Source organism: Nocardiopsis sp. FR4, from assembly GCF_009830945.1.
Taxonomy (GTDB): Bacteria; Actinomycetota; Actinomycetes; order Streptosporangiales; family Streptosporangiaceae; genus Nocardiopsis.
In genome coordinates, this window is the sequence record NZ_VWVV01000011.1 from 139,526 (window position 1) to 162,492 (window position 22,967).

Here is a 22,967-nt window from a genome sequence, read left to right on the forward strand (position 1 = left end):
CGTAGCGCGCACGGGGCTCTGGGGGGCTGACTTGTATGCTGGGCGCATGCGTTTTGGGGTGCTCGGCCCGCTGGCCGTGTGGGACTCCAGCGGCGGCCAGGTCGCGATCACCGAAACGAAGGTCCGGGCGGTTCTGGCCAATCTGCTGGCGCACCACGGCCGGTCCGTCTCCGCCGACCAGCTCATCGAGGACCTGTGGGAGGGACGCCCGCCCGGTCGACCCCTGAACACCCTGCAGACCAAGGTCTCCCAGCTCCGGAAAGCCCTGGGGGCCGACCGTGTCCTGCGCTCCCCGGCCGGTTACCGGCTCCGCGTCGAGGATGGTGAACTCGACGCGGACAGATTCCAGCGGGACGTCGAGGAGGCAGACCGGACCGACGCCCCCGGCGCCCGGGAGCGGTTGCTTTCCGAAGCGCTGGGCCTGTGGCGCGGGCCGGCCTTCGCGGACTTCGCCGACGCGGCGTTCGCTCGCATCCAGGCTTTGCGCCTGGAGGAGTTGAGGGTCGAGGCGGCAGAGCGCCTGGCCGAGACCCGCATCGAGATCGGCGACGGGGCCCGGGCGGTCGCCGGGCTACGGGAGTTGGCCGAGGAGCACCCCCTGCGGGAGCGGCTGCACGGCCTGTACATGCTGGCGCTCTTTCGGGCCGGACGGCAGGGGGAGGCCCTGCGGACCTTCCACGATCTGAGCACCCGGCTCCGGGACCAGATGGGGGTCGACCCCGATCCGGCGGTCAGTGGGTTGTACACCTCGATCCTGCGCCAGGAACCGGAGTCAACCGTGCTTCCGCGAGTCGCCGACCGTCCGCGGAGCAACCTGCCCAGCCCGCCGACGGCGCTCATCGGCCGTGGGCCCGAGAGCGCGTACGTGCGCGAGGTGCTCTGCGCCCCCCACGGAGACCGCCTGGTGACCCTGACCGGTCCCGGCGGTGTGGGCAAGACCCGCCTGGCGATCGCCGTCACCCGGTCGCTGGTCAAGGACTTCCCCGACGGCGCGTGGATCGTGGAACTGGCCGGAATGGGCTGCGGGGCGACGACCGCCGACCTCGCCGAGCGCGTCATCGAGACACTGGGCCTGTGCGAGGGGGCCGCGGACTCCACGTTCGACCTGGTGGAGTGGCTCCGCGGGGCCATGGAGGATCGGCGGACGCTCGTCGTCCTGGACAACTGCGAGCACGTGGTGGCGCAGGTCGCCGACCTGGCCGTGGCTCTGCTGGCCGCCGACGGGGTACGCGTCGTGGTGACCACCCAGGAGGCGCTCAACGTCCCCGGGGAGACCGTCTTTCCGCTGGCGCCGCTCACTCTCCCTGAGCGTGTCCGCGATCCGGAGGAGATGATCGCCTCCTCCGGCGCGGTACGACTCTTCGTCGAGCGGGCCCGGGCCGCGTCCCCGGGATTCACGCTGACCGCGGAGAACGCCCCTGCCGTCGCCGCCGTCTGCCGCCGCCTGGACGGCATCCCCCTCGCCATCGAACTCGTCGCGGCCCGGTTGCGTGCGCTCACCCCCGAGCAGCTCGCCGCCGGTCTGGAGGACCGTTTCGCGCTGCCGACCGGTCCAGCCCGTGGCCGGCCCGCCCGACAACAGACGCTGCGGGCGATGATCGACTGGAGCTGGAACCTCCTGGTCGACGAAGAGCGCAGGATCCTGCGCCGATTGGCGGTGTACAGGGACGGGTGCGCGATCGATGGGGCACGGGCCGTCTGCGCCGGAGGGCACGAGGTCCTTGACGTGCTCTCCCGCCTGGTCGACCGGTCGCTCGTGGTGCGTGAAGGGACGCGGTACCGGTTGTTGGAGTCAGTCGCGGCGTACTGCGTCGAACGGTTGGCGGACGCCGGTGAACTGGAGGACGTGCGCCGTAGGTTCGTGGCCTTCCACGTCCGGGAGGCCGAGCGCGCGGATCCGCTTCTGCGGGGCGCCCGGCAGCGCGAGGCCCTGGAACGGTTGGACGCCGAGACGGTCAACCTGCGCCACGCGCTGGAGTTGGCGGTGCGCGTGGAGGAGGCCGACACGGCGCTGCGCCTGGTCAACGCGCTGGCGTGGTACTGGCGGCTGCGCAACCGGGTGGCTGAGGCACAGCGCTCGTTCGAAACCGCGCTGCGGCTCCCCGGTGGGTCGACGTCCGCGCGGTGCGCCGCCGAGGGCTGGTTGGCGGCCTTCGAAGGCCGCTGGCACCGCAAGGACGCCACCGCGGAGGAGGAGTCATCCCGGCTGCTCTGGTTCGCGGGGACGAACCTCTACCACAACGGCGATCAGAAGGGCGGGCGCGCCCTCGTTGAGGAGGCACTGGCTGGCGCCCGGGAAGTCGGCGACCTCTGGGTGGAGGCCGCCGCCCTGGCGGAACGTGCCGGGCACCGCCTTGATGACGGTGACGTGTTCGCCTCGCGTGCCGACGCCCGGCGCAGCGCGGTGGTCTTCACCGGCCTCGGGGATCGGTGGGGGCGGCTGCGGGCGCACGCGTCACTGGCCAGGGCCGCTGAGACCGGCCTTGACCACCTCGACGTCACCGGCCTGCTGGAGGAGGATCTTCGGGCCGCCGAGGAGCTGGGCCTGTGGGTCGACGTCATCGAGACGCTGTTCCGCCTCGGTCGCCTCGCGTCCGCGCGCGGTGAGAGCTCCCGCGCGCGCTACTTCCACGAGCGGGCGCGCCGAGTCGCCGTGGAGCGCTCCTACGCCTCCGGGGTGGTCCGAGCTGACGCCTGGCTAGGGCAAGCGGATCACGTCCCAGGGGAGAGCCGCACCGAGCACCGGACGGGCGCCTTCCCCGGGGGCGGAGGGCCCAACGCCGCCTAGTCACGCACCTTCCGCGCCGACGCCTCCGCAAGGGGGCCGACCACCGCGGTGGGTCGCCGGGCGTCTCTGTCGGAGGTTCCGCTCCAGCACCCGCTCCGGGGCCGGCCTTCCGTGTCTCCCCCGATCCGAGGGCCTCCGGAAAACACCTCAGGCCAGAGCCGAAGCCCTGGCCTGGAAGTGATGTGGTGGGCGATACAGGATTCGAACCTGTGACCTCTACCGTGTCAAGGTAGCGCTCTAACCAACTGAGCTAACCGCCCGCGTGACGCTGTGGGGAGGTGGAGACGGGATTCGAACCCGTGTAGACGGCTTTGCAGGCCGCTGCCTCGCCTCTCGGCCACTCCACCGAGTTACACGAGAGGCGCCGGGGGCGCCTCGCGTCTCCTCCGAGCGGACGACGGGATTCGAACCCGCGACCCTCACCTTGGCAAGGTGATGCTCTACCAGCTGAGCCACGTCCGCTTGCTGCCTGGCGTGCGGCCCGTGGGCCCCGCCGTGCTGCTGGTAAGAACTCTAGCGGAAAGTCCGCAGACGGCAAATCGACGGAGGAGGGACGGGGGCTCGACGTCCGCGTCGCGGAACCCGGGTGGACAATGGGACGCGGGCGCGACGAAGGGAAGGCGCTATGAGCCGGAGCGGTGACACCTGCCGGGGCGAGGGCCACCAGTCGTGGCCGCGGGCGCGCGAGGCCGCCCGGCTCCTGGGCGCGCGGAGGGTTCCCCCCGTGCGCGACCTGCCCCTGGCGCAGGCCCTGGGCGGTGTCCTGGGCGCCGACGTGCAGGCCCTGGTGGGGCTGCCCGCCTTCGACGCCTCGGCCATGGACGGCTTCGCGGTGGCGGGCCCGGGGCCCTGGCGCCTGGTCGGCACCCAGCTGGCGGGGGCCGCCCCGGCGCTGGTGAGCCTGCGCCCGGGCGAGGCCGTGGAGATCGCCACCGGGGCGCGGGTGCCCAAGGGCGCCGAGTGCGTCCTCCCCTACGAGCTGGCGCTGACCCGGGACGGAACCGTGGAGGGGCCCGCCGAGGCGGGCCGCCACGTGCGCTGGGCGGGGGAGGAGACCGCCCCGGGCGAGACCGTTCTCCCCCGCGGGTCGGTGCTGGGCCCCGCGGCGCTGGGCCTGGCCGCGAGCCTGGGCCACGAGAGCCTGCCGGTGCTGCGCCCCCGGGTCCTGGTGATCGTCACCGGGGACGAGGTGGCCACCTCGGGCCTGCCCGGAGACGGCAGCGTGCGCGACGCCATCGGCCCCATGCTGCCGGGCGTCGTCGAGCGCGCGGGCGGACGGGTGGAGGCGCTGCGGCACATGGGCGACGAGCGCCGCCCCCTGTTCGAGGCGGTGGCCGGGGCCGACGCCGACGTGGTCGCGGTGTGCGGCTCCTCCTCCCGGGGGCCGGCCGACCACCTGCGCCCCGTTCTGGCCGAACTCGGCGCCGCGGTGGAGGTGGACGGGGTCGCCTGCCGCCCGGGGCACCCGCAGCTGCTGGCCCGCACCGACCGCACCGTGTTCGTGGGCCTGCCCGGCAATCCGGGCGCCGCCCTGGTCGCCGCGGTGACCCTGCTGGTGCCGCTGCTCGCGGCCATGACCGGGCGGGCGGACCCGGGGTCGGGGCTGCCCCCGGCGGTGCCGGAGGGGGAGGTGTCCGCCCATCCGCGCGACACCAGACTGGTGCCCGTGAGGGTGGAGGGCCCACACGCCCGGGCGGTCGGCCACGACCGGCCGGGCAGCCTGCGCGGGGCCGCCCTGGCCGACGCCTACGCGGTGGTGCCCCCCGGCTGGGACGGCTCCGAGGTGGAGCTGGTCCGCGTTCCCTGAGCGGCGGGTTCCACGGCGGGGTTGCCCCGGCCGCGCAGCAGCGCCCAGACCTGTACCGCGGCGTAGAGCACGATGCCCGCGGCGATCGCGCTGGTCAGGTGCATGCCGTCGGTGAACGCCGCCCGCGCGGCCTCCATGAGCGCGCCGCCCTGCGCGCCGCCGAGTTCGGCGGCGGCGTTGGCCGCACCGCCCAGCGTCTCGCGGGAGGCGGCCACGGCGGTGTCGGGAACCCCGTCCACGGCGGTCAGGTTCGCCCGGTAGGAGGCGGCCAGGACGCTGCCCAGGACCGCCACGCCCAGTGCCGCTCCGAGTTCGTAGGCGGTCTCGGAGATCGCCGAGGCCGCGCCGGCGCGCTGCGGCGGGGCCGCCGCCATGATCGCGCCGTTGGTCAGCGTCTCGGCGTACCCGGCCCCGGCGGCGATCAGCGCGAAGCCCACCGCGACCAGCGCGACGCCGGAGGCCGCGCCCTCCTGGGGCGCGGACACCAGCACCGCGAAGCCCGCCGCGGTCACCAGCAGGGCGCCGCCGACCACCGAGGCCAGGCTCAGACGGCGGGACAGCCGTACCGCCACCAGGCCCGCCAGCACCGACAGCACCAGGCCCGGGACCAGCACGAGGCCTGCCCGCATGGGTGAGACGTCCAGCACCAGCTGGAGGTACTGGGTGAGGAAGAACAGCGACGAGACCAGCGAGAACACGATCAGCAGGTTGGTGGCCACAGCCACGCTGAACACCCGGTGGCCGAACATGCCCACGTCGATGAGCGGGTGGTCGAGCCGCCGCTGGCGGCGCACGAACAGGTAGCCCAGGGCCAGGCCGGCGGCCAGGGCCGCGAGGGGCGCGGGGCTCGGCCCCTCGGTGGCCAGCTTCTTGATCCCGTAGACGGCGGGCAGCATCGCCGCCATCGACAGCACCACGCTGAGCGGGTCCAGGCGCCCCGGTTCGGGGTTGCGCGACTCACGGACGAGAAGGGGGAGCAGCACCAGGAGCAGCGCCATCACCGGCAGGTTGATGAGGAAGACCGAGCCCCAGAAGAAGTGCTCCAGCAGCCAGCCGCCCAGGATGGGCCCCAGCGCGGCGCCGCCCGAGAAGCCCGAGCCCCACAGGGCGATGGCGAGCAGCCGCTGGCGGGGGTCCAGGAAGATGTTGCGCAGCAGGGACAGGGTGGAGGGCATCAGCGAGGCCCCCGCCAGGCCCAGCAGGGCGCGGGCCGCGACCAGGACCTCGGCCGTGGGCGCGAACGCGGCCAGCAGCGAGGCCGCGCCGAAGGCGGCCGAGCCGACCATGAGCAGGCGGCGCCGGCCGATGCGGTCGCCGAGGGATCCCATGGTGACCAGCAGCCCGGCCAGGACGAAGCCGTAGACGTCGACGATCCACAGCAACTGGCCCGAGGTGGGCCGCAGCTGCTCGCTCAGCGCGGGTACGGCGAAGCCCAGCACGGTCGAGTCGACCGAGATCAGGATGACGGGCAGGACCAGGACGGCCAGGGCGGCCCACTCGCGGGGGCCCGCGAGGGTGGTGCCGTTTCCGGCCTTGGCGGAACTCATCTTTCCTCGTTACGTGTGATGGGTGGTGCGGATCGGGAAGCGCGGTCGACCGGGGGACACGCCGGGACTCTTCAACCGTCCGGACGGTACAGTGTCAATCGTGAACACGTCGAACACCCGAGACCGCATCCTCGACGCCCTTCAGGACATTCTCGTCAGCGAGGGTTATTCCGGGGTGACCCTGGAGGCCGTGGCGCGCGACGCCTCGGTGTCCAAGGGGGGTCTGCTGTACCACTTCCCGTCCAAGGCGGCCATGCTCAACGGTCTCATCGAACGCCTGACCTCGCTGGCCGAGGAGCAGTTCCGCGAGGCCGTGGAGGGGGAGGAGGGCGTGGTCCGCGTCTTCCTGCGCACCTCGCTGCCGGGCAGCCCCGAGGAGCGCGAGCTGTACTGGGCGGTCATCGCGGGCCTGCGCGGCCAGGAGGACATGCCCGAGGAGGCCGCCGACCGGATCCGGTACCTCTTCAGCCGCTGGGGCGAGCTCCTGCACGCCGAGCTCACCGACCCGGTGCTGGCCGAGATCATCCTGCGCGCGGGCGACGGACTGTACATGTCGGCGGTCGCCGGACTGGCCCAGCCCGACCCGGATCTGACCCGGCGGATGATCGACCGCCTGACCGAGGCGGCGGACCGGGTGCGCCGCGAGCGCTGATCCGGCGGCCTCAGACCCGCAGCTCGAAGAGCTGGTACTCCCCGCCGCCCGCGGTGAAGCGCTGGACCGGGGTAAAGCCCCGGCCCTCGTAGTAGCGTACGAGGGCCCCGTCACCGCCCACCCAGCAGTCCACGCGCACGAGCCCGGCACCGTGCTCGCGCGCCCGCCTGCGGGCGAAGGCGAGCATCCTGCCGCCCGTGTTCCGCCCGGCGTGCCCGCGCGGGACCAGCAGCAGGCGGACGTAGAGCTCGGGTTCGGCCGCCGGCGGAACGTGGGCGGGAGCCCGGGCGCTCAGATTGAGGAAGCCGGCCGCGCCGTCGCCGGACTCGGCCACCCACAGCCCCTCGGCGGCCAGGTCCTCGACCAGGGCGACCCGGGCCGGGTCCCGGGACCAGGGCCGGTCGCCCCACTGGCCGGAGCGCCCGTGCGCGGCCAGCCACGCCACGGTGGCGTCGAAGGTCTCCAGCAGCGCGGGCGCGTCCGCCGGTCCGCCCTGGCGCAGCCTCATGTGTCCGCCTCACTGGTCGGGGAAGAAACGAGACAGACGCACGTTAGTCGGTCGGCGGTCCGTCCGGCATCCGGTTTCCCGCTCCCCGAGGGAGGTGGTCCCCTGTCCCCGGCGAAGGTGACCGCGCGGTGCTGTTCACGCCTTCCGGATCATGGTTTACTTCCCGGTAACTTCGTTGCCGCAGCAGGGCCCCGTGTTCGTCGGGTGCCAGCCCACCCCGCGAGGTGAAGTGTGCACTACCGCCAAGAGTGGGGCGCGCCGGGTCGACCGCGACGGACCTCTTCGCGAGACTGTTGCCACCTCGCCGGAGCGTCCACGGGGTGAGATCACGCAGACGGGAAAGCGGGGGGCGGATGCACAGGCTCACCAACCAGGTACGGCCTTACGCCTGGGGGGCCCGCGCGGCCATCCCGAGGCTGCTGGGCGCCGAGCCCGACGGCACGCCCCAGGCCGAACTGTGGCTGGGAGCCCACCACGGGGCGCCGAGCACGGCCCAGTGCGAGGACGGCGCCCGGCCCCTGCCGGCCCTGATATCCGACAACCCCCACCGTGTGCTGGGCAGGCGCACCGCCGAGCGCTTCGGCGCGCGGCTGCCCTTCCTGCTCAAGGTGCTGGCCGCCGAGGCGCCCCTGTCCCTGCAGGTGCACCCGGACGCCGACCGGGCCCGGGCCGGGTTCGAGGCCGAGGAGCGCGCGGGCATCCCCGTCGACGCCCCCCACCGCAACTACCGCGACCCCCACCACAAACCCGAACTCCTGTTGGCCCTGGAACCCTTCGAGGCCCTGTGCGGTTTCCGGGAGCCCACCGCCGCCAGCGTCGACCTGCGCGGGCTCACCTGCGAGCTGGCGGCCCTGCTGCGCGCCGACCTGGCCCTGCCGGACACCGGCGCCGCGCTGCGCGCGGCCCTGACCCGCCTGCTCACCCTCCCCGACGGGGAGCGCCCGCGGCTGATCGGCGACTTCGTGCGCGAGTGGTCGGCCTCCGGGGCGTCCTGCCCCCACCGGGCCATCGTCACCGACCTGGCCGCCCGCTACCCGGACGACCCGGGGGCGGTCGCGGCCCTGCTGCTCAACCGGGTCACGCTGTGGCCGGGCCAGGCCCTGTTCCTGCCCGCGGGCAACATGCACGCCTACCTCCAGGGCACCGCCGTGGAGGTGATGGCCAGCTCCGACAACGTGCTGCGCGCCGGGCTGACCCGCAAGCACGTGGACGCGCCCGAACTCCTGGACGTGGTCGACTTCTCGGTGCTGCCCATCCCCTACGCCCGGCCCGACCACCTGGACGGGCGCCGCGAGTTCCGCCCGGCCGCGCCGGAGTTCGCGCTGCACGAGATCGGACCGGGACGCATCACCGCGCACCTGCCAGGGGAGGGGCCCGCGGTCGTGCTCGCCCTGCACGGTCAGGTGGAACTGGTCGCCGAGGTCGGCCAGGGGGTGACCCTGCGGCGCGGGGAGTCGGTGTTCGTGCAGGCCGACAGCGGGCCGATCAAGGTCGAGGGGCAGGGCCACGTCGTCGCCGCCACCGTCGGGGACCTGTGAGGCGGGCGCGTTTCGCTCCGCCGCGCCGATAGCCTGGGCCCCTGTTCCCGTAGACGACACGAGGGGTACCACCATGGCGCTTGAGCGTCCGGAGATCGACTTCATCGAGGGACCGCCCCCCGCCGACCTGGAGATCACCGACATCGAGATCGGCGAGGGCGCGCAGGCCGGGCACGGCAGCGCCGTCGACGTCCACTACGTCGGCGTGGCCTTCTCCAGCGGCGAGGAGTTCGACGCCAGCTGGAACCGCGGCCAGCCGCTGAGCTTCCGCCTGGGCGCGCAGCAGGTCATCCCGGGCTGGGACCAGGGCATCCTGGGCATGCGCGTGGGCGGTCGCCGCAAGCTGGTCATCCCGCCGCACCTGGCCTACGGCGAGCGCGGCGCCCCCGGCGCGATCAAGCCGAACGAGACGCTCATCTTCGTCTGCGACCTGGTCGGCGTGCGCTAGGGCGGGTATCCGCCGCACGCGCCCCGGAGCGCGCGGGGCCCGTGCCGCGCTCCCACGTGCGGCACGGGCCCCTCCTCCCGTTCCCTAACCCAGGGTTGCGCCCACCTTCACGTGGCCCTTGAGCAGGTCGCGGGCGATCGTGCGGCGCTGGATCTCGTCGGTGCCCTCGAAGATGCGCAGCAGCCGCACGTCGCGGTAGAAGCGCTCGATGGGCAGCTCACGGGTGTAGCCCATGCCGCCGTGGATCTGCATGACGCGGTCGACGATCTCGTTGGCCTTCACCCCGCCGAACAGCTTGGCGATGGACTGCGCGTGCCGCGAGTCCCGGCCCACCGAGACCTGCCAGGCGGCGTGCAGCACCAGCAGGCGCAGCGCCTCGATCTCCGTCTGGGAGTCGGCGATCATCCACTGGATGGCCTGGCGCTCGGCGATGGGCGCGCCGAAGGTCTCCCGGGTGAGCGAGTACTCGATCGCCATGTCCAGCAGCCGCTCGCAGCCGCCGAGCGCGCGGGCGGGCAGCAGGTAGCGGCCCTTGCCGATCCACTGCATCGCCAGCGCGAAGCCCTTGCCCTCCTCGCCGAGGATGTTCTCGTGGGGCACGCGCACGTCCTGGAAGACCAGGGCGGCGGGGCGGCGCTCGCCCATGGTGTCGATCGGTTCGGAGGTCCAGCCCGCCTCGCGGTCGACCAGGAAGCAGGTCACGCCCCCGTTGGCGCCCTTCTCCGGGTCGGTGACCGCGAAGACCATGGTGAAGTCGGCCTCGTTGCCGCCGGTGATGAAGGTCTTCTCGCCGTTGATGACCCACTCGTCGCCGTCGCGGACCGCCCGCGTGCGGATGGCCTTGGCGTCGGAGCCCGCGCCGGGCTCGGTGATGGCGAAGCAGGAGCGGCGCTCACCGGCGATGGTGGGCAGCAGGTAGCGCTTCTTCTGCTCCTCGTTGGCGTGGTAGAGGATGTTGTCGGCCTCGCCGCCGAACTTGAAGGTCAGGAAGGTCCGGCCCAGTTCGATCTCGATGATCGCGGCGGTGACCGGGTCCAGGCCCATGCCGCCGTACTCCACGGGCGTCTCCACACCCCAGAAGTCGGACTTGCGGGCCAGTTCGCGCAGGCGGGTGCGCTCCTTGGAGGTGAGGCCGGGCGGGTGCCCCTCGCGCTCACGGCGCAGAACCTCGTTCTCCAGCGGCATCAGCTCCCGCTCGACGAAGGTCCGCACCCAGTCGCGGATGGCGCGCTGTTCTTCGCTCAGTGAGAAATCGATCACGGCCTTGTCTCCCCAGTAACCTAACAGTGTTCGGTTATGGAAGGGTACGGGTTCCACCGACGTGCGTGCAAGGGGCGGTCCGCAGCGGTGGTGACGGGCGCCGGGACGCCCCGGCGCGGTACCCCGCCGGGCTCCGTCCCGCGCGGTCGCGTACGGAGGCGGCCGGGGGCGCGAAAGCCGCCAAGGGGACCCATACGGCGCACCGACATGCGATGATCAGGCCGGACGCCGGAGGTACCGGTCCGTCCGCCGCAGTGGAGAAGGGGTTCCTTCCGTGGCCCGACCCAAGACGCCGATCCTGAGCAAACCGGCCATCCGGAGCGCGGCGCTCGCGCTCATCGACCGGGACGGGCTGGACGGGCTGTCCATGCGCAAACTCGCCCAGGAACTCGACGTGCAGGCGGCCTCCCTCTACAGCCACTACCGCACCAAGGAGGAGCTGCTCACCGAGGTGGCCGACGAGGTCACCTCGCGCATCGACGTCTCGGGCTTCGAGGGCGGCGACTGGCGCCGGGGGCTCACCGTGTGGGCCCGGTCCTACCGCGACGCCCTGGCCGAACACCCCCACCTGCTGCCCGTGGTCTCCTCCGGGCCGGGCCGCCGCGAGGAGGCGCTGCGCCGCGCCGACGCCGTGCACGGCGGGCTGGTGGGCGCCGGGTGGCCGCCCCGCTACGCCACGATGATCGGCGCTTCCACCAAGTACCTGGTGGTGGGGGCCGCGACCAACTCCTTCGCCCGCGGGTTCGACGACGACGTGCGGGTCTACCGCGACCGCTACCCGAACCTGTCCCAGGCCCACCGCCTGGCAGAGCACGCCGCCGAGATCGACGACGCGAGCTTCGAACTGGCGCTGGCGGCCTTCCTGGACGGCCTGACCGGCGTCTTCGCCCGGATCAAGGACGAGAGCTGAGCCCGGGGCGCGTCGCCCGAGCGCGATGCTGGCCGCGTCGCGCCGGGACGCCTTCCTGTTGTGGCCGGTCATGGGGTGCCGCCGGTGCCGGGCGCCCCACGTGGAGGCGCGGGCCGGATCCACCGCGGGAACCGCGACCCCCGGGGCACGGGCCATCGGGCGGGTCCAGGAGGCGGTTCGGTGGACTTTCCCGGCCGCCGGCCCGACGGGTTCCCCGAGGGTCTTCCCTCCACCGGACATCGCCCTTCGGAGGTCAGCGCCACGGCGCTCACTCACGTGCACTCGTGTGGGCTTGAGGAACCTCTCACGCCCACAGCCGACAACACCTTCTTCGTAGCGCACGAAAAGGCGCTTCGATAAGCGAACAAGGCGACCGTAACCGGCCTTTTCCGACCGAGGTTTTCCTCCCCGCCCATGTTCGGCGCGGCAGGGCGTTGGTAGCGTGGATCGGGACCGCCGCAGGCGGCGGCGCAGGCGTGCGACGAGAAGGGCTTTCCCCGTGGCGAAAAAGCGCGTGAACTGGGCGAAGAAGCTTCCCGAGGTCTACGCGAAACTGGGCGAGATCGACAAATCCATCGCCGAACACCTGGAACCCCGCCTGCTGGAGCTGGTCAAACTGCGCGCCTCGGTGCTCAACGGCTGCTCCTTCTGCGTCGACCTGCACACCCGGGCCGCCCTGGCCGAGGGGGAGAGCCAGCAGCGGCTCTTCCTCGTCTCCGCCTGGTACGAGGCCGGGACCCTCTTCACCGACGCCGAGCGGGCGGCCCTGGCCCTCACCGACGAGATCACCCGCCTGGGCGAGCACGGAGTCTCCGACCGGGTCTACGACGAGGCCGCCGAGCACTTCGACGACCAGGCCCTGGCCGCGCTCGTCGCCGCGGCCTCGGTGATGAACCTCTACAACCGCCTGGCCGTCACCAGCAACCTGCATCCGCGCGAGCGCTGACCCGGGAGGGCGCCGGGCCCCGCGCGGCGCGCGCCGAACACGGCAACGGACCCAGGAGCCCACATGCTGCCCGCCGACGCGACCCTGCCCCACCTGCTCGAACGCAACGCCGCCGACCGGCCCGAGGCCCCCGCCCTGGCCTGGCGCGAGCCCGGCACCGGTGAATGGAGCACCCTGACCTGGTCGCTGGTGCGCGACCGGATCACCGAACTCGCCGAGGGCTACGCGGCCCCCGGCGTGCGACCCGGCGACCACGTCCTGCTCATGATGGCCAACCGCCCCGAGCACTGGCTCAGCGACCTGGCCCTCGTGCACACGGGCGCCGTCCCCACCACCGTCTACGGCACCTCCGCCCCCGAACAGGTCGCCCACATCGCCCGGCACAGCCGCGCCCGCCTCGCCGTGGTCGAGAACCCGGACCTGGCCGCCGCCTGGGAGGGCCTCCTCGGCGACCCCGGCACGCCCCTGGGCGCCCTCATGGTCGTGGACGGGGCCGAACCGGCGCGCGGCCACACCGACTACGCCATCCTCCGGGGCGCCCCCGGCGGCCCCGCCGCCGAGCGCTGGCGCGGGCGCGGCCCCGGGGACCTGTTCACCGTCGTCCACACCTCCGGGACCCCCGGCGACCCCAAGGGCGAGGAGCTGTACCGGGACTGACCCCACACAGGCGACCGCCCCGTCGCCGTGACGGGGCGGTCAGCGCTCAGGAACCCTGTCCGGTGGTCCGCTGTTCCTCCCTGGCGGGTTCGTCCGACGGTGCGGGGCGGGCAGCGGCGTGCGCGGCCCGGTACCCGCTGTCGTAGACGGCCTCGTGCCGGCGCTCGTCCGCGGCCTCCTCCCGCGAGGGCCAGCCCGCGGTCAGACCGTAGATCACCAGGACGTCCACGGCGATGGCCACCGCCGACCACAGCGGCATCGCCGTGACGAAGCCCAGCTGGGCGATGGCGTTGAGCGAGGCGAGGACCAGGGCGAAGGCCCTGGCCCAGGCGCTGCGGGAGAGCACGGCCAGACCGGCCACGACGAGCACCGCGCCCCACAGGCCGAGCAGGACGCCCCAGGAGGTGAAGTCCAGCAGGAGCACGCCCGAGGCGGTGGTCTCGTAGAAGGAGGGCCTGAAGAGGGCGACCAGCCCCTGCACGATGTTGACGGCTCCGGTGACGATCAACAGGGTCGCGGTGAAGAACTGCCACCCGTTCGCTGCCTGCGTCCGCATGTCCGCTCCTTCCCGGCCGTTCCCGGGGGTCCGGGACGCAGGAACGGCCGTTCGGCTGTCCCTGGCGGATACGCGATCCGCGCACCTTGTCTCATCATCGGACCGGCGGGGTCAGCGCCACACCACCCGTGGCTACGGATCCGGCAAAGCTCTCCGTGCGGGGGCGGCCGGTCCGCGACCCCATGGGTATGAGATTACGTAATTACGGAATAGTGAGTAAGGTGGGGGCATGGCGGAACGTACGACCGAGCGGCGGCTGGCGGACCTGGAGGCACGGGTCGCCGCCCTGGAGGAGCGCGCGGCCGGGGAACCCGTGCGGGAGGGGGGAGCGGAGGAGGCGCCCCGGGACGCGTTCTTCGCCCTCAACGCCCTGCGGGAGCACGCCACCGGGCGCGGCGCGGTGGTCTTCGCGGGAGTGGTGCGCGGCGAGGACGGCGGCGGAGCCCTGGAGTGGCAGCAGGGCCTGCCGGTGGAGCGCCTGGCGGGAGCCGACTGGTCCCGCCTGGCCGCCGGGTTGGACGCCCTGGGCCACCCCGTGCGCCTGCGCCTGCTGCACGCCGTCTGGGAGGGCGCCAGTACCGTCGCCGAGCTCGCCGAGCGCTCCGACTTCGGCACCACGGGACAGATCTACCACCACGTCAACCAGCTCGCCGCCGCCGGATGGGTCACCACCGTCCGGCGCGGCCACTACGCCGTCCCGCCCGAACGCGTCGTCCCCCTGCTCACCATCCTCACGGCGGCGGGCGGGACCGTCTGAGGCCGACGGGCACGGCGGAAGGAAGGAACGTTCATGAGACCCCCGACCCGAGTCATCGCCGCCGCCTGCGCGGCGGCCGCCCTGGTGCTCGCCGCCGGTGTCGCCCTCCGGCCGGTGGTGCCGGACCTGTCCGCCGAGGAGGCCGGGGACCCCGGCCTCCTCGACCGGGCGCGCCCCCTGCTGGCCGGGGGCGTCCACGACCGGGTCAGCGTCGTCGAGATCGACGGCGACCGGACCCGCTTCGCCCATTTCGGCGCCGACGACCACACCGACTACGAGATCGGCTCGGTCGCCAAGACGATGACCGGGCTGCTGCTCGCCGACGCCGTCGAGCGGGGCGAGGTCACCGAGGACACCCGGCTCGGCGCCCTGGTCGAGCTGGGGGACGCCCCGGCCGCGGACGTGACCCTGGCCGAGCTGGCCAGCCACCGCTCCGGCCTGCCCCGCCTGCCGAGCCGCCCCCGGGACCAGGCGCGCTTGGCCCTGGCCGTCACCCTGGGCGGGGACCCCTACCGCTACGACGTCGATACCCTGACCGACCAGGTCGCCGCCGCCGGGCTGTCCGGCCGCGGCGAGTCCCGCTACTCCAACATGGGCACGGCCGTCCTGGGCCAGGCCCTGGCCGAGGCGGCCGGGAGCGACTACCGCACTCTGCTGCGCGAGCGCGTGCTCGACCCCCTGGGCATGGACGAGAGCCTCCTACCCGTCTCCGAGGCCGATCTGCCCGAGGACGCCACGGTGGGCCACACCGAGCGGGGGCGGCGGGCGGACCCCTGGCTGGCCCACGCCTACGCGCCCGCGGGCGGAGTCCGCTCCACCCCCGCCGACATGGAACGCTACGTCCGCGCCCTGTTGGAGGGCACCGCGCCCGGGACGGCCGCGATGGAGCCGCGCTGGGACGACGGGCACGGAGGCCGGATCGGCTTCGCCTGGGTGGTGGAGGACCACGGGGGCGCCGAGGTCACCTGGCACAACGGGGGCAGCGGGGGGTTCGCCGCCATGGTCGCCCTGGACCGGGAGGCCGGTCGGGCGGTGCTCGCCTTCGGCAACACCACCACCGGACTGGAGCCGCTGGCACTGGAGCTGCTGACCGGGGAGGCCCCCTGATGGACCCGCTCGACCTGCTGCCCTACGCCGTGGCGGTGTTCCTCAACGGGGCCTGCGCGCTCAGCGCCTGCGGCGTCCTCGTACGCGCCCGGCGCGACGGCGGCCGCCACCGCCTCCTGGACCGCTGGGACGCGCTGGCGCGCACGGCCAACACCTTCTTCTTCCTGGTGCTCGCCCTGCTGCTGACCTCGTGGGCGCTCGTTCCGGTGCTGGTGTGGTACCTGGTCCTGGCCCTGACGGCCGCCTCGGCGGCGGCCGTGGTCCTGCGCTGGCCGGAGCTGCGCGCGCGGGGGGCGGACCCGGGCGCGGCCTCCCGGCGCCTGTCCGCGATCGGCACACTGGTGCTCCTCGCGTTCCCGGCCGCCGCCCTCCTGGTCGTCGTCTGACGGGCGGGGATGGCAGAAAGTGCGGAATGCATGGGATGTCAGAATCGAAAACGCCGAATCGCTCCGCTTTCCCGCCGGGTCGACGGGGTTCCTGGCCAGAACGTCCACGTGCCTTTCGGATCTGGTCTACGGTAAATTCCGTCCACCCGCGAATTCTCCGAGGGATATCCGGGTGGGCCTCCCCTGCCCGGAGACCGGGCGACGGGTCCGGGCACGGCCCCGCTCCCTTCGCACGATTGCCCCGCGAGGATCCCACTCATGTCAGTCCACGTGTCCGAACGGAAACGGTCCCCCCTCCGGCCCGGACAACAGGCCCTGGTCGCCCTCCTGACCGTGACCGCGCTGGTGGCCCCCGCATGTTCGTGGGTGGTGATCACGGCACCCGCCGAGGCCCGCCAGCTCGTGGCCCTGGCCCTCGGCGCGGCCGGGACGGGCCTGTGCGCGGCCGTCGCGGTGGCCGCCCACCGGGCCGCGGCGGCCCGCGCCGCCCGCGAGCACGGAACCCGTGTCGACGCCACCGCCGAGACCCTCGAACGCGAGGCCGCCCACCTGGTCGACCAGCTCCTGCCCGCGCTCGCCGCCGGTGTGGACCGGGGCCGTTCCGCGCACGAGGTGCTCGCGGAGCACCCCCGACCCCGCCACGTCGCGCTGCACCGGCTCGCCTCCGCGGTCGCCGACGGGTTCGAGGACGCCCGGGCCCGCCTCGCCCACGAGCGCGGCCTGCGCACCGCGCTGGAGGAACAGGTCGCCGACCTGGACCGCCGCGGCCTGCCCCTCATGGTCGCCCGCATCCGCCAGGACCGCCTCAGCGCCGCCGAGACCCTCCAGGAGGAGCTCCCGGCCGTCCACGGCGCCCTCGACGGCCTGCGCCACCACGTCCTGGAGGAACTGCTGGCCGCCAACCGTCGCTCGGCCTCGGCCATGGCGGCCGCGGCCGCCTCCGGCGCCCGTATCCAGGCCCACCTGACCAGCCTGCTGGCCAAGCTCCGCGAACTCCAGGACTGCTACGGCGACAGCCCCGGCATCTTCGGCGACCTGCTCGACATCGACCACGGCGTCTCGCGCACCGGCCGTCTCGCCGACTGCTTCGTCGTCCTGGCCGGAGGCCGCTCGGGCCGCCGCTGGACCCGCCCCATCGTCATGGAGAGCATCCTGCGCGGAGCCATGGGCCGGATCAGCGCCTACCGCCGGGTGCGGTTGCACAACACCAGCACCGCCGCCATCGTCGGCTACGCCGCCGAGGGCGTCATGCAGGCCCTGGCCGAGCTCATGGACAACGCCGCCAACTTCTCCGCCTACGGCACCGAGGTGCACGTCTACGTCCAGGAGGAGGACACGGGGCTGACCATCACGGTGGAGGACAGCGGGCTGGGCATGCGCGTGCGCGAGCGCAGGCTTGCCGAGAGCCTGGTCACCGAGCCCCGCGACCTGTCCACGCTGCGCGGCACCCGCATGGGCCTGGCGGTGGTGGGCCGCCTGGCCGCCAAGTACGGGCTCAGCGTCAGCTTCCGCCCCTCGGCGCGCGGCGGCATCGGCGTCGTGGTCCTCGTCCCGCCGCACCTGGTCACCGACTCCCAGCCGGCGCCGCACGGGTTCGCCCCCTCCCGCCGCGCCGAACACGGCCCGCGCGCCGCCGCTGCCCTGCCCGTGCGGGAACCGTCCGGCCTGCCCCGGCGGCGCCGCGGGTACACCCTGGCCGCCGCGCTGCGCGAGGAGCCCGACCAGCTCGACCCGCGGCCGATGCGGGCGACCGGCTCCGGCGGCGACCCCGGCACCAGGTTCGCGGCCTTCCGGGAGGCCCGCGTGGCCCCGGACCGGTCCGCGCCCGAGACAGGGTGAGCGCGGACCCCGCCACGCCCCACACGACCAACAGCCCACCGAGCCGAAGGGAAGAACGAGGAGCCCGATGGAGACCATGGACATTAGCCTCGACTGGCTGCTGGAGAACCTGCGCGACAGGACACCGGGCGTCCGCCACGTCCTCGTGCTGTCCAGGGACGGACTCAAGATGTGCCACACCCACGAACTGCACGTGGACCGCGCCGACCAGCTCGCCGCGATCTCCGCGGGCATCCAGAGCCTGTCCCTGAGCGCCTCCGCGGAGTTCGGCGACGGCGGCGGGGCGGGCCAGGCCATGGTCGAGTTCGGCGGCGGCGTCCTGCTCATCATCGGCGCGGGCGAGGGCGCCCACCTGGCGGTGGTCACCACCCACGACGCCGACGTGGGGGTGGTCGGCCACAACATGAACGAACTCGTGGAGCGAATCGGCGGCTTCCTCACCGCCGCCCCGCGCCGGATCGGGCTTCCCGGCGCGGGCGGCTGGGCGGAGCGGGCCGGGACGGGCGCCGAACCGACGCGATGAACCACGGCCCTCTCCAGCGGGAGTCCCCGGACCGGTTGTACACCGTGACCGGAGGCCGTGCCGACGACGCCCGCGCCCTCGACGCGGTCACCCTGATCGTCTCCGAGTGCGAGCCGGCGCCCGGTATGCAGTCCGAGCACGCCGCGATCCTGCTGATGTGCACGCGACCGACCGCCGTGGTGGAGGTCTCCGCCGAACTCGAACTGCCCGTCAGCGTCGTGCGGATCCTCCTGCTCGACCTGCTGGACACGGGGCGGGTGACGGCCCGCCACCCCGCCTCCGCGGTCCGGCCGGCCGAAGGGCACGACCCCGAGACCCTGAAGCAGGTGCTCCTTGCCCTCCAACGCCTCTGAACGCGACGGCGAGCCGCGGCGCGCCCCGCTCGCCGCCACGGCCGACAACGCCCTCAAGATCGTCATCGTCGGCGGCTTCGGCGTCGGCAAGACCACCATGGTCGGTTCGGTCAGCGAGATGCGGCCGCTGAGCACCGAGGAGATCATGACCCAGGCCAGCGTCGGGGTCGACGACCTCAGCGCCGTCCGGGACAAGCGCACCACCACCGCGGCCTTCGACTTCGGCCGCATCACCATCGACGAGCGGCGTGTGCTCTACCTCTTCGGCGCCCCCGGCCAGCGGCGGTTCTGGTTCCTGTGGAACCAGCTGTTCACGGGCAGCATCGGCGCCGTCGTCCTCGTCGACACTGACCGCGTCCAGGACTCCTGGTACGCCATCGACCGGCTGGAACACCATCGCACACCCTTCGTGGTCGCGGTGAACCGCTTCGGGCCCGGACCCGGGCTGGCCGAGGTGCGCCGCGCGCTCGACGTCTCCGACCGGGTGCCCCTGGTGGACTGCGACGCCCGCAGCCGCGAGTCCAGCCGCGACGTTCTGGTCGCCCTCGTCCAGCACGTGTCGGGCCCCGTACCGGGGTCCGCCACGTCCGCACCCACTCCTGAGGACACGCAGTGAACGACACCCCGGGCCTGACGGAGGACGCCGCTCCGCCCAGCAGCGGACCGCCGTCCCCCTCGTCCGACCACGCCGAGGCCGTCCGCTTCTACGGCCCCGACATCGCCCGCGACCCCGCCGGGCTCTACGAGGACCTGCGCCGGCGCTTCGGCCCGGTCGCGCCCATCCTCCTGGACGGGGACGTCCCCGCCTGGTTCGTGCTGGGCTACCGGGAGCTGCACCACGTCACGAGCAGGCCCGAGTGGTTCGCACGTGACTGCCGCCGCTGGAACCAGTGGGACGAGATCGGCGAGGACTGGCCGCTCATGCCCTACGTGATGTGGACGCCCTCGGTCATGTTCGCCGAGGGGGCCGAGCACCAGCGCCGGGCCGGGGCGATCGGCGACGCCCTGGACGCCATCGACCGCGTCGACTTCCGGGACCTGTGCCAGCAGGTCGCTGACGGGCTCATCGACACCTTCTCCGCCGAGGGGGAGGCCGACCTCGTCGGCCAGTACGCGCACCGCATCCCCGCCGGGGTCATCGCCCGCCTCTACGGCCTGCCCGAGCGGGAGGTCCCGGCCATGGTGGCCGACGTCCTGCTCTCGCTCGACGTCACCGCCGACGCCGGCGGGGCCCACCAGCGCGTGTACGGGCGGCTGGAGGACCTGGTCGCCGACCGCCGCCGCGCGCCGCGCGCCGACCTGCCCTCGCGGCTGCTGCTGCACCCGGCGGGCCTGACCGACGCCGAGGTGGTGATCGACCTGCTGGTGATCCTCGCCGCCGCGCAGGCCCCCACCGGCAACTGGATCGGCAACACCCTGCGGCTGATGCTGGTGGACGACCAGTTCTCCGTGGTCCTGCAGGGGGGACGCAGCAGCTCCGGAGAGGCCCTCAACGAGGTCCTGTGGAAGGACACCCCCACCCAGAACTTCATCGGCCGGTGGGCGGTGCAGGCCTGCGAACTGGGCGGACGCCACATCCGCCGGGGCGACCTGCTGGTGCTGGGCCTGTCGGCGGCCAACGCCGACCCCCGCCTGCACGCCGGGGTGTTCGACATCTACGGCAGCAACCGCGCACAGATGTCCTTCGGCCACGGCGAGCACGGGTGCCCCTTCCCGGCGCCCGAGACGGCCGGGATCATCGCCCGCACGGCGGTGGAGAGCCTGCTGGACCGGCTGCCCGACGTGCGGCTGGCCGTACCGCCGGACCGGCTCCGGTGGCGGCCCTCGGTGTGGATGCGCGGGTTGTTCGACCTGCCGGTCCGGTTCACCCCGGGCAGGTGAGGGGACCCGGGCGCGGTCTCCCTCAGCCGGGGACCGGGGTGAAGCGCAGCGGCAGCTCCCGCAGTCCCCGGGTGAAGACGCCGGTCTCCTCCAGGACCGCCCCCTCGGCCAGACGGACGTCGGGCATGGCTTCCAACAGGTGGTTGACGGCCACCCGGACCTCGGCCTCGGCCAGCAGGGCGCCCACGCAGAAGTGCCTCCCCAGCGCGAAGGCCAGGTGCTCGGCCGCGGCGGTGAAGGAGGTGGTGCCGCGCAGCTCGGGGCGGTGGATGTCGAAGACGTCGGGGTCGCCGAAGCGGTCACCGTCACGGTTGGCCGAACCGATCAGGCAGGTCACCGTGGACCCGGCGGGTATGGTCCGGCCGCCCAGCTCCACGTCGTGGTCGGGCTGGCGCATGATCATCTGCACGGGCGGGGTGTAGCGCAGGGTCTCGGCGAACGCGCGCGGGATGAGGTCGCGGTCCTCGCGCACCCCGGCCAACTGCTCGGGATGGGTGACCAGGTTGGCGAACATGCTCGCCACGGCCTTGTCGGTGGTCTCCCCGCCCGCGGCGAGCAGCAGGCTGCAGAAGGCCTTGACGTCCTCGTCGCTCATCCGGGTGCCGTCGATCTCGGCGGTGCACAGGGTGGACAGCAGGTCGTCCCCGGGGTTCTCGCGGCGCTCGCGGATGACCGGCAGCATGTAGGCGGCGAACTCCTCGCGGGTGCGCAGCCCCTCCTCCGTCACCCGGGGGTCCTGGGACAGGTTGCCCAGGAAGGCGATGATCGAGCTGTACCAGCGGTGGAAGCGGTCGTGGTGGGAGCGGTTCAGGCCCAGCATGTCCACGATGACGTTGATCGGGAAGCGGGTGGCGAACTGCCCGACCAGCTCCACCTCGCCCGTGTGGCGGAAGGCGTCGACCAGTTCCCGGCTGTTGCGCTCGATCACCGGCCAGAAGCGCTCCCGCAGTTCGGCGCCGCGGAAGGCCGGGGCGACCAGGGCCCGTCGGACGGCGTGTTCGCGTCCGTCCAGTTGCAGGATGGTGCGCCCGTGGACGGGCTCCAGCTGCCAGTCGTAGTTGCGCGTGGTGAACGCCTCGTCGCGGAAGGCCCGCCGCACGTCCTCGTACCGGGAGACGACGTAGCTCCGGGTGGCCTCGTGCCAGAACACGGGGGCTCGTTCGCGCATGGCCCGGTAGGCGGGGTAGGGGTCTCTGAGGAATTGGGGGGAGAGGATGTCCGGGATCTCGGGAGCCACGGTCATCGCCGTTCTCCTTCACCAATGAGGGGATGCGGGGTTCCACAGTAGTTTTGCCCTCTAGCTCAGGTCCAGGGAAAAAGAGTTTTCCACAACCGGGAAGTGGCAGGATTCCTCACCCAAATTCCTTTATGGGAAAAATGTCTACCCGTAGCTCAGGCCCTGGCGCCCCGCCCGGACTCCTCCCGGGCCTCGCGGGAGATCCGCTCGAACCGGGTGCCCATGGCCTCGGCCAGGGCCCGGGCGGCCGACAGGGGGCGCACCATGACGAGGAGTTCGTCGATCCGCCCCTCCTCGTCGGTGTGTAGGAAGTCGCAGCCCTGGATGCTCAGGTCCCCGACCCTGGCCTCGAACACGAGGGCGTGGCCGTCGGGTGCGGAGAGCTCCCGCACGTAGCGGAGGTCCTCGAACACGCGGGAGACCCCGCGCACGATCGCCGCCGTGATCGGCCGTCCCCGGTAGGGCCGGAAGGCGACGGGGCTGTGGAAGACCACGTCCTCGGCGAGCAGGGCGTGGAAGGCGTCGTGGCCGCCGCCTCGACGGCCGCGCGGAAGGGGGAGGTCATCGCGCTCTCCACAGTCAACTCGTTGATTAGGTGTACCGGAGGGTAATAGCGCCCGGCCCCGGCGGCCAGAGGAGGGCAACGAGTTGTCTAAGTGCGGTGTTGTCTACTGCTGGCTATGCTGCGCGTATGGCACTGCGCAACGCCGTGATGGCCGCCCTGCTGGACGGCCCGGCCTCCGGGTACGACCTGGCGAGGAACTTCGACGCCTCCGTGGCCAACTTCTGGATGGCCACCCCCCAGCAGCTCTACCGGGAGCTGGAGCGCATGGAGGCCGAGGGGCTGGTCGCGGCCACCGTCGTCGAACAGCGCAGGCGTCCCAACAAGCGGGTCTTCACCCTGACGGAGGCCGGGTACGCAGCCCTGCGCGACTTCACCGCCCGCCCGCCCCGCCCTCCCGCGGTCCGCGACGAACTCCTCGTCCAGCTCCAGGCCGCCGACGCGGGGGACACCGGTGCGGTCCGCGACTCCGTGGCCGAGCGGGTCGCGTGGGCGCGGGCCAAGGCGGCCCGCTTCGAGCGCCTGCGGGAGCGGCTGCTGGCCGGGCGCACCGAGGAGGAGTACCTGGCCGGGGCCGAGCGGATCGGCCCCTACCTCACCCTCGTGCGGGGCCTGTCCTTCGAGCGGGAGAACGTGCGCTGGGGCGAGGAGGTCCTCGCCGCCCTGGACCGCCGCGCCGCCGTCCGCGAGGGGTGAGCCTCCGGC

General features: G+C 73.3%; 22 protein-coding genes, 3 tRNA genes and 1 pseudogene. 17 read left to right on the forward strand and 9 right to left on the reverse strand.

Annotated elements, in window-relative coordinates; all coding sequences use genetic code 11:
- Window positions 1-46 precede the first annotated feature (46 nt).
- A complete protein-coding gene (locus FYW95_RS12950; RefSeq protein WP_160050370.1) occupies window positions 47-2,788 on the forward strand; it encodes an AfsR/SARP family transcriptional regulator in 2,742 nt (913 codons plus the stop codon).
- 183 nt (window positions 2,789-2,971) lie between these two features.
- On the opposite strand, the gene FYW95_RS12955 is transcribed toward FYW95_RS12950, so the two are convergent.
- The 3 genes from FYW95_RS12955 to FYW95_RS12965 form a co-directional block, all read right to left on the reverse strand.
- Window positions 2,972-3,048: transfer RNA gene (locus tag FYW95_RS12955), tRNA-Val, on the reverse strand.
- 16 nt (window positions 3,049-3,064) lie between these two features.
- Window positions 3,065-3,135, reverse strand: a tRNA-Cys gene (locus FYW95_RS12960).
- Between the two features lie 42 nt (window positions 3,136-3,177).
- Window positions 3,178-3,250, reverse strand: a tRNA-Gly gene (locus tag FYW95_RS12965).
- Between the two features lie 163 nt (window positions 3,251-3,413).
- On the opposite strand from FYW95_RS12965, the gene FYW95_RS12970 reads away from it, so the two are divergent.
- The gene (locus FYW95_RS12970; protein WP_159942701.1) at window positions 3,414-4,595 is read left to right on the forward strand and encodes a molybdopterin molybdotransferase MoeA; all 1,182 of its coding nucleotides are present in this window, start codon (window positions 3,414-3,416) and stop codon (window positions 4,593-4,595) included.
- Here the strand turns inward: FYW95_RS12970 and FYW95_RS12975 are convergent.
- A complete protein-coding gene (locus tag FYW95_RS12975; protein WP_159942700.1) occupies window positions 4,535-6,142 on the reverse strand; it encodes an MFS transporter in 1,608 nt (535 codons plus the stop codon). The two genes, FYW95_RS12970 and FYW95_RS12975, sit on opposite strands and share 61 nt — an antisense overlap.
- Window positions 6,143-6,242: 100 nt before the next feature.
- On the opposite strand from FYW95_RS12975, the gene FYW95_RS12980 reads away from it, so the two are divergent.
- Window positions 6,243-6,794, forward strand: coding sequence for a TetR/AcrR family transcriptional regulator (locus FYW95_RS12980; RefSeq protein ID WP_159942699.1), 552 nt, complete (start codon window positions 6,243-6,245; stop codon window positions 6,792-6,794).
- Window positions 6,795-6,804: 10 nt separating this feature from the next.
- Here the strand turns inward: FYW95_RS12980 and FYW95_RS12985 are convergent, their stop codons facing one another.
- Window positions 6,805-7,302: a GNAT family N-acetyltransferase gene (locus FYW95_RS12985; RefSeq protein ID WP_159942698.1), complete on the reverse strand. Its 498-nt coding sequence runs from the start codon at window positions 7,300-7,302 to the stop codon at window positions 6,805-6,807.
- Between the two features lie 353 nt (window positions 7,303-7,655).
- Between FYW95_RS12985 and manA the strand changes: the two genes are divergently transcribed.
- Together manA and FYW95_RS12995 are read left to right on the forward strand one after the other, a co-directional pair.
- Window positions 7,656-8,840 (forward strand): mannose-6-phosphate isomerase, class I, encoded by a 1,185-nt coding sequence (gene manA, locus FYW95_RS12990; RefSeq protein WP_159942697.1) that lies wholly within the window; start codon window positions 7,656-7,658, stop codon window positions 8,838-8,840.
- Between the two features lie 73 nt (window positions 8,841-8,913).
- Window positions 8,914-9,288: an FKBP-type peptidyl-prolyl cis-trans isomerase gene (locus FYW95_RS12995; RefSeq protein WP_159942696.1), complete on the forward strand. Its 375-nt coding sequence runs from the start codon at window positions 8,914-8,916 to the stop codon at window positions 9,286-9,288.
- Between the two features lie 84 nt (window positions 9,289-9,372).
- On the opposite strand, the gene FYW95_RS13000 is transcribed toward FYW95_RS12995, so the two are convergent.
- The gene (locus FYW95_RS13000) at window positions 9,373-10,548 is read right to left on the reverse strand and encodes an acyl-CoA dehydrogenase family protein (protein WP_159942695.1); all 1,176 of its coding nucleotides are present in this window, start codon (window positions 10,546-10,548) and stop codon (window positions 9,373-9,375) included.
- A gap of 274 nt (window positions 10,549-10,822) precedes the next feature.
- Between FYW95_RS13000 and FYW95_RS13005 the strand changes: the two genes are divergently transcribed.
- The 3 genes from FYW95_RS13005 to FYW95_RS13015 all read left to right on the forward strand — a co-directional run bounded on the left by FYW95_RS13005 (window position 10,823) and on the right by FYW95_RS13015 (window position 13,061).
- Window positions 10,823-11,458 carry a TetR/AcrR family transcriptional regulator gene (locus FYW95_RS13005; protein ID WP_159942694.1) on the forward strand — a complete coding sequence of 212 codons (636 nt, stop codon included), beginning with the start codon at window positions 10,823-10,825 and terminating at the stop codon, window positions 11,456-11,458.
- 499 nt (window positions 11,459-11,957) lie between these two features.
- Complete coding sequence (locus FYW95_RS13010) at window positions 11,958-12,404, forward strand: carboxymuconolactone decarboxylase family protein (RefSeq protein WP_159942693.1); 447 nt, start codon at window positions 11,958-11,960, stop codon at window positions 12,402-12,404.
- 63 nt (window positions 12,405-12,467) lie between these two features.
- Complete coding sequence (locus FYW95_RS13015) at window positions 12,468-13,061, forward strand: AMP-binding protein (protein WP_159942692.1); 594 nt, start codon at window positions 12,468-12,470, stop codon at window positions 13,059-13,061.
- Between the two features lie 46 nt (window positions 13,062-13,107).
- On the opposite strand, the gene FYW95_RS13020 is transcribed toward FYW95_RS13015, so the two are convergent.
- A complete protein-coding gene (locus FYW95_RS13020; protein ID WP_159942691.1) occupies window positions 13,108-13,617 on the reverse strand; it encodes a DUF7144 family membrane protein in 510 nt (169 codons plus the stop codon).
- A gap of 229 nt (window positions 13,618-13,846) precedes the next feature.
- Here FYW95_RS13020 and FYW95_RS13025 point away from each other — a divergent pair, with 229 nt between their 5' ends.
- From FYW95_RS13025 to FYW95_RS13060, 8 genes are all read left to right on the forward strand, one after another.
- The gene (locus FYW95_RS13025) at window positions 13,847-14,374 is read left to right on the forward strand and encodes an ArsR/SmtB family transcription factor (protein WP_159942690.1); all 528 of its coding nucleotides are present in this window, start codon (window positions 13,847-13,849) and stop codon (window positions 14,372-14,374) included.
- A gap of 33 nt (window positions 14,375-14,407) precedes the next feature.
- Entirely contained in the window at window positions 14,408-15,481 is a 1,074-nt protein-coding gene (locus tag FYW95_RS13030) for a serine hydrolase domain-containing protein (protein ID WP_159942689.1), read from the forward strand.
- Window positions 15,481-15,867, forward strand: a complete 387-nt coding sequence (locus FYW95_RS13035; RefSeq protein ID WP_159942688.1) for a hypothetical protein — start codon at window positions 15,481-15,483, stop codon at window positions 15,865-15,867. Before FYW95_RS13030 ends, FYW95_RS13035 begins: the two co-directional genes overlap by 1 nt.
- Window positions 15,868-16,125: 258 nt before the next feature.
- Window positions 16,126-17,706 (forward strand): sensor histidine kinase, encoded by a 1,581-nt coding sequence (locus FYW95_RS13040; RefSeq protein WP_159942687.1) that lies wholly within the window; start codon window positions 16,126-16,128, stop codon window positions 17,704-17,706.
- A gap of 67 nt (window positions 17,707-17,773) precedes the next feature.
- Window positions 17,774-18,229: a roadblock/LC7 domain-containing protein gene (locus FYW95_RS13045; RefSeq protein ID WP_159942686.1), complete on the forward strand. Its 456-nt coding sequence runs from the start codon at window positions 17,774-17,776 to the stop codon at window positions 18,227-18,229.
- Window positions 18,226-18,582, forward strand: coding sequence for a DUF742 domain-containing protein (locus tag FYW95_RS13050; protein WP_159942685.1), 357 nt, complete (start codon window positions 18,226-18,228; stop codon window positions 18,580-18,582). Before FYW95_RS13045 ends, FYW95_RS13050 begins: the two co-directional genes overlap by 4 nt.
- Entirely contained in the window at window positions 18,563-19,198 is a 636-nt protein-coding gene (locus FYW95_RS13055; RefSeq protein ID WP_159942684.1) for a GTP-binding protein, read from the forward strand. Before FYW95_RS13050 ends, FYW95_RS13055 begins: the two co-directional genes overlap by 20 nt.
- The gene (locus FYW95_RS13060) at window positions 19,195-20,463 is read left to right on the forward strand and encodes a cytochrome P450 (protein ID WP_159942683.1); all 1,269 of its coding nucleotides are present in this window, start codon (window positions 19,195-19,197) and stop codon (window positions 20,461-20,463) included. Before FYW95_RS13055 ends, FYW95_RS13060 begins: the two co-directional genes overlap by 4 nt.
- A 22-nt stretch (window positions 20,464-20,485) precedes the next feature.
- Here the strand turns inward: FYW95_RS13060 and FYW95_RS13065 are convergent, their stop codons facing one another.
- Together FYW95_RS13065 and FYW95_RS13070 are read right to left on the reverse strand one after the other, a co-directional pair.
- Window positions 20,486-21,706 carry a cytochrome P450 gene (locus FYW95_RS13065; RefSeq protein ID WP_159942682.1) on the reverse strand — a complete coding sequence of 407 codons (1,221 nt, stop codon included), beginning with the start codon at window positions 21,704-21,706 and terminating at the stop codon, window positions 20,486-20,488.
- A 149-nt stretch (window positions 21,707-21,855) separates the two neighbouring features.
- Window positions 21,856-22,265 (reverse strand): annotated as a pseudogene (locus tag FYW95_RS13070) (nuclear transport factor 2 family protein).
- A gap of 126 nt (window positions 22,266-22,391) precedes the next feature.
- Here FYW95_RS13070 and FYW95_RS13075 point away from each other — a divergent pair.
- Window positions 22,392-22,958, forward strand: coding sequence for a PadR family transcriptional regulator (locus tag FYW95_RS13075; protein ID WP_159942680.1), 567 nt, complete (start codon window positions 22,392-22,394; stop codon window positions 22,956-22,958).
- Window positions 22,959-22,967: the final 9 nt, after the last annotated feature.

Excerpts from the sequence above, each read along its gene's own strand:
- FYW95_RS12975 (WP_159942700.1), bottom strand. The coding sequence starts at position 6,142 with ATGAGTTCCGCCAAGGCCGGAAACGGCACCACCCTCGCGGGCCCCCGC.
- FYW95_RS13025 (WP_159942690.1), top strand. The coding sequence starts at position 13,847 with ATGGCGGAACGTACGACCGAGCGGCGGCTGGCGGACCTGGAGGCACGG.
- FYW95_RS12995 (WP_159942696.1), top strand. The coding sequence starts at position 8,914 with ATGGCGCTTGAGCGTCCGGAGATCGACTTCATCGAGGGACCGCCCCCC.
- FYW95_RS12970 (WP_159942701.1), top strand. The coding sequence starts at position 3,414 with ATGAGCCGGAGCGGTGACACCTGCCGGGGCGAGGGCCACCAGTCGTGG.
- FYW95_RS13065 (WP_159942682.1), bottom strand. The coding sequence starts at position 21,706 with ATGACCGTGGCTCCCGAGATCCCGGACATCCTCTCCCCCCAATTCCTC.
- FYW95_RS13020 (WP_159942691.1), bottom strand. The coding sequence starts at position 13,617 with ATGCGGACGCAGGCAGCGAACGGGTGGCAGTTCTTCACCGCGACCCTG.
- FYW95_RS13050 (WP_159942685.1), top strand. The coding sequence starts at position 18,226 with ATGAACCACGGCCCTCTCCAGCGGGAGTCCCCGGACCGGTTGTACACC.
- FYW95_RS12950 (WP_160050370.1), top strand. The coding sequence starts at position 47 with ATGCGTTTTGGGGTGCTCGGCCCGCTGGCCGTGTGGGACTCCAGCGGC.
- FYW95_RS13040 (WP_159942687.1), top strand. The coding sequence starts at position 16,126 with ATGTCAGTCCACGTGTCCGAACGGAAACGGTCCCCCCTCCGGCCCGGA.
- FYW95_RS12985 (WP_159942698.1), bottom strand. The coding sequence starts at position 7,302 with ATGAGGCTGCGCCAGGGCGGACCGGCGGACGCGCCCGCGCTGCTGGAG.
- manA (WP_159942697.1), top strand. The coding sequence starts at position 7,656 with ATGCACAGGCTCACCAACCAGGTACGGCCTTACGCCTGGGGGGCCCGC.
- FYW95_RS13030 (WP_159942689.1), top strand. The coding sequence starts at position 14,408 with ATGAGACCCCCGACCCGAGTCATCGCCGCCGCCTGCGCGGCGGCCGCC.
- FYW95_RS13075 (WP_159942680.1), top strand. The coding sequence starts at position 22,392 with ATGGCACTGCGCAACGCCGTGATGGCCGCCCTGCTGGACGGCCCGGCC.
- FYW95_RS13045 (WP_159942686.1), top strand. The coding sequence starts at position 17,774 with ATGGAGACCATGGACATTAGCCTCGACTGGCTGCTGGAGAACCTGCGC.
- FYW95_RS13015 (WP_159942692.1), top strand. The coding sequence starts at position 12,468 with ATGCTGCCCGCCGACGCGACCCTGCCCCACCTGCTCGAACGCAACGCC.
- FYW95_RS13035 (WP_159942688.1), top strand. The coding sequence starts at position 15,481 with ATGGACCCGCTCGACCTGCTGCCCTACGCCGTGGCGGTGTTCCTCAAC.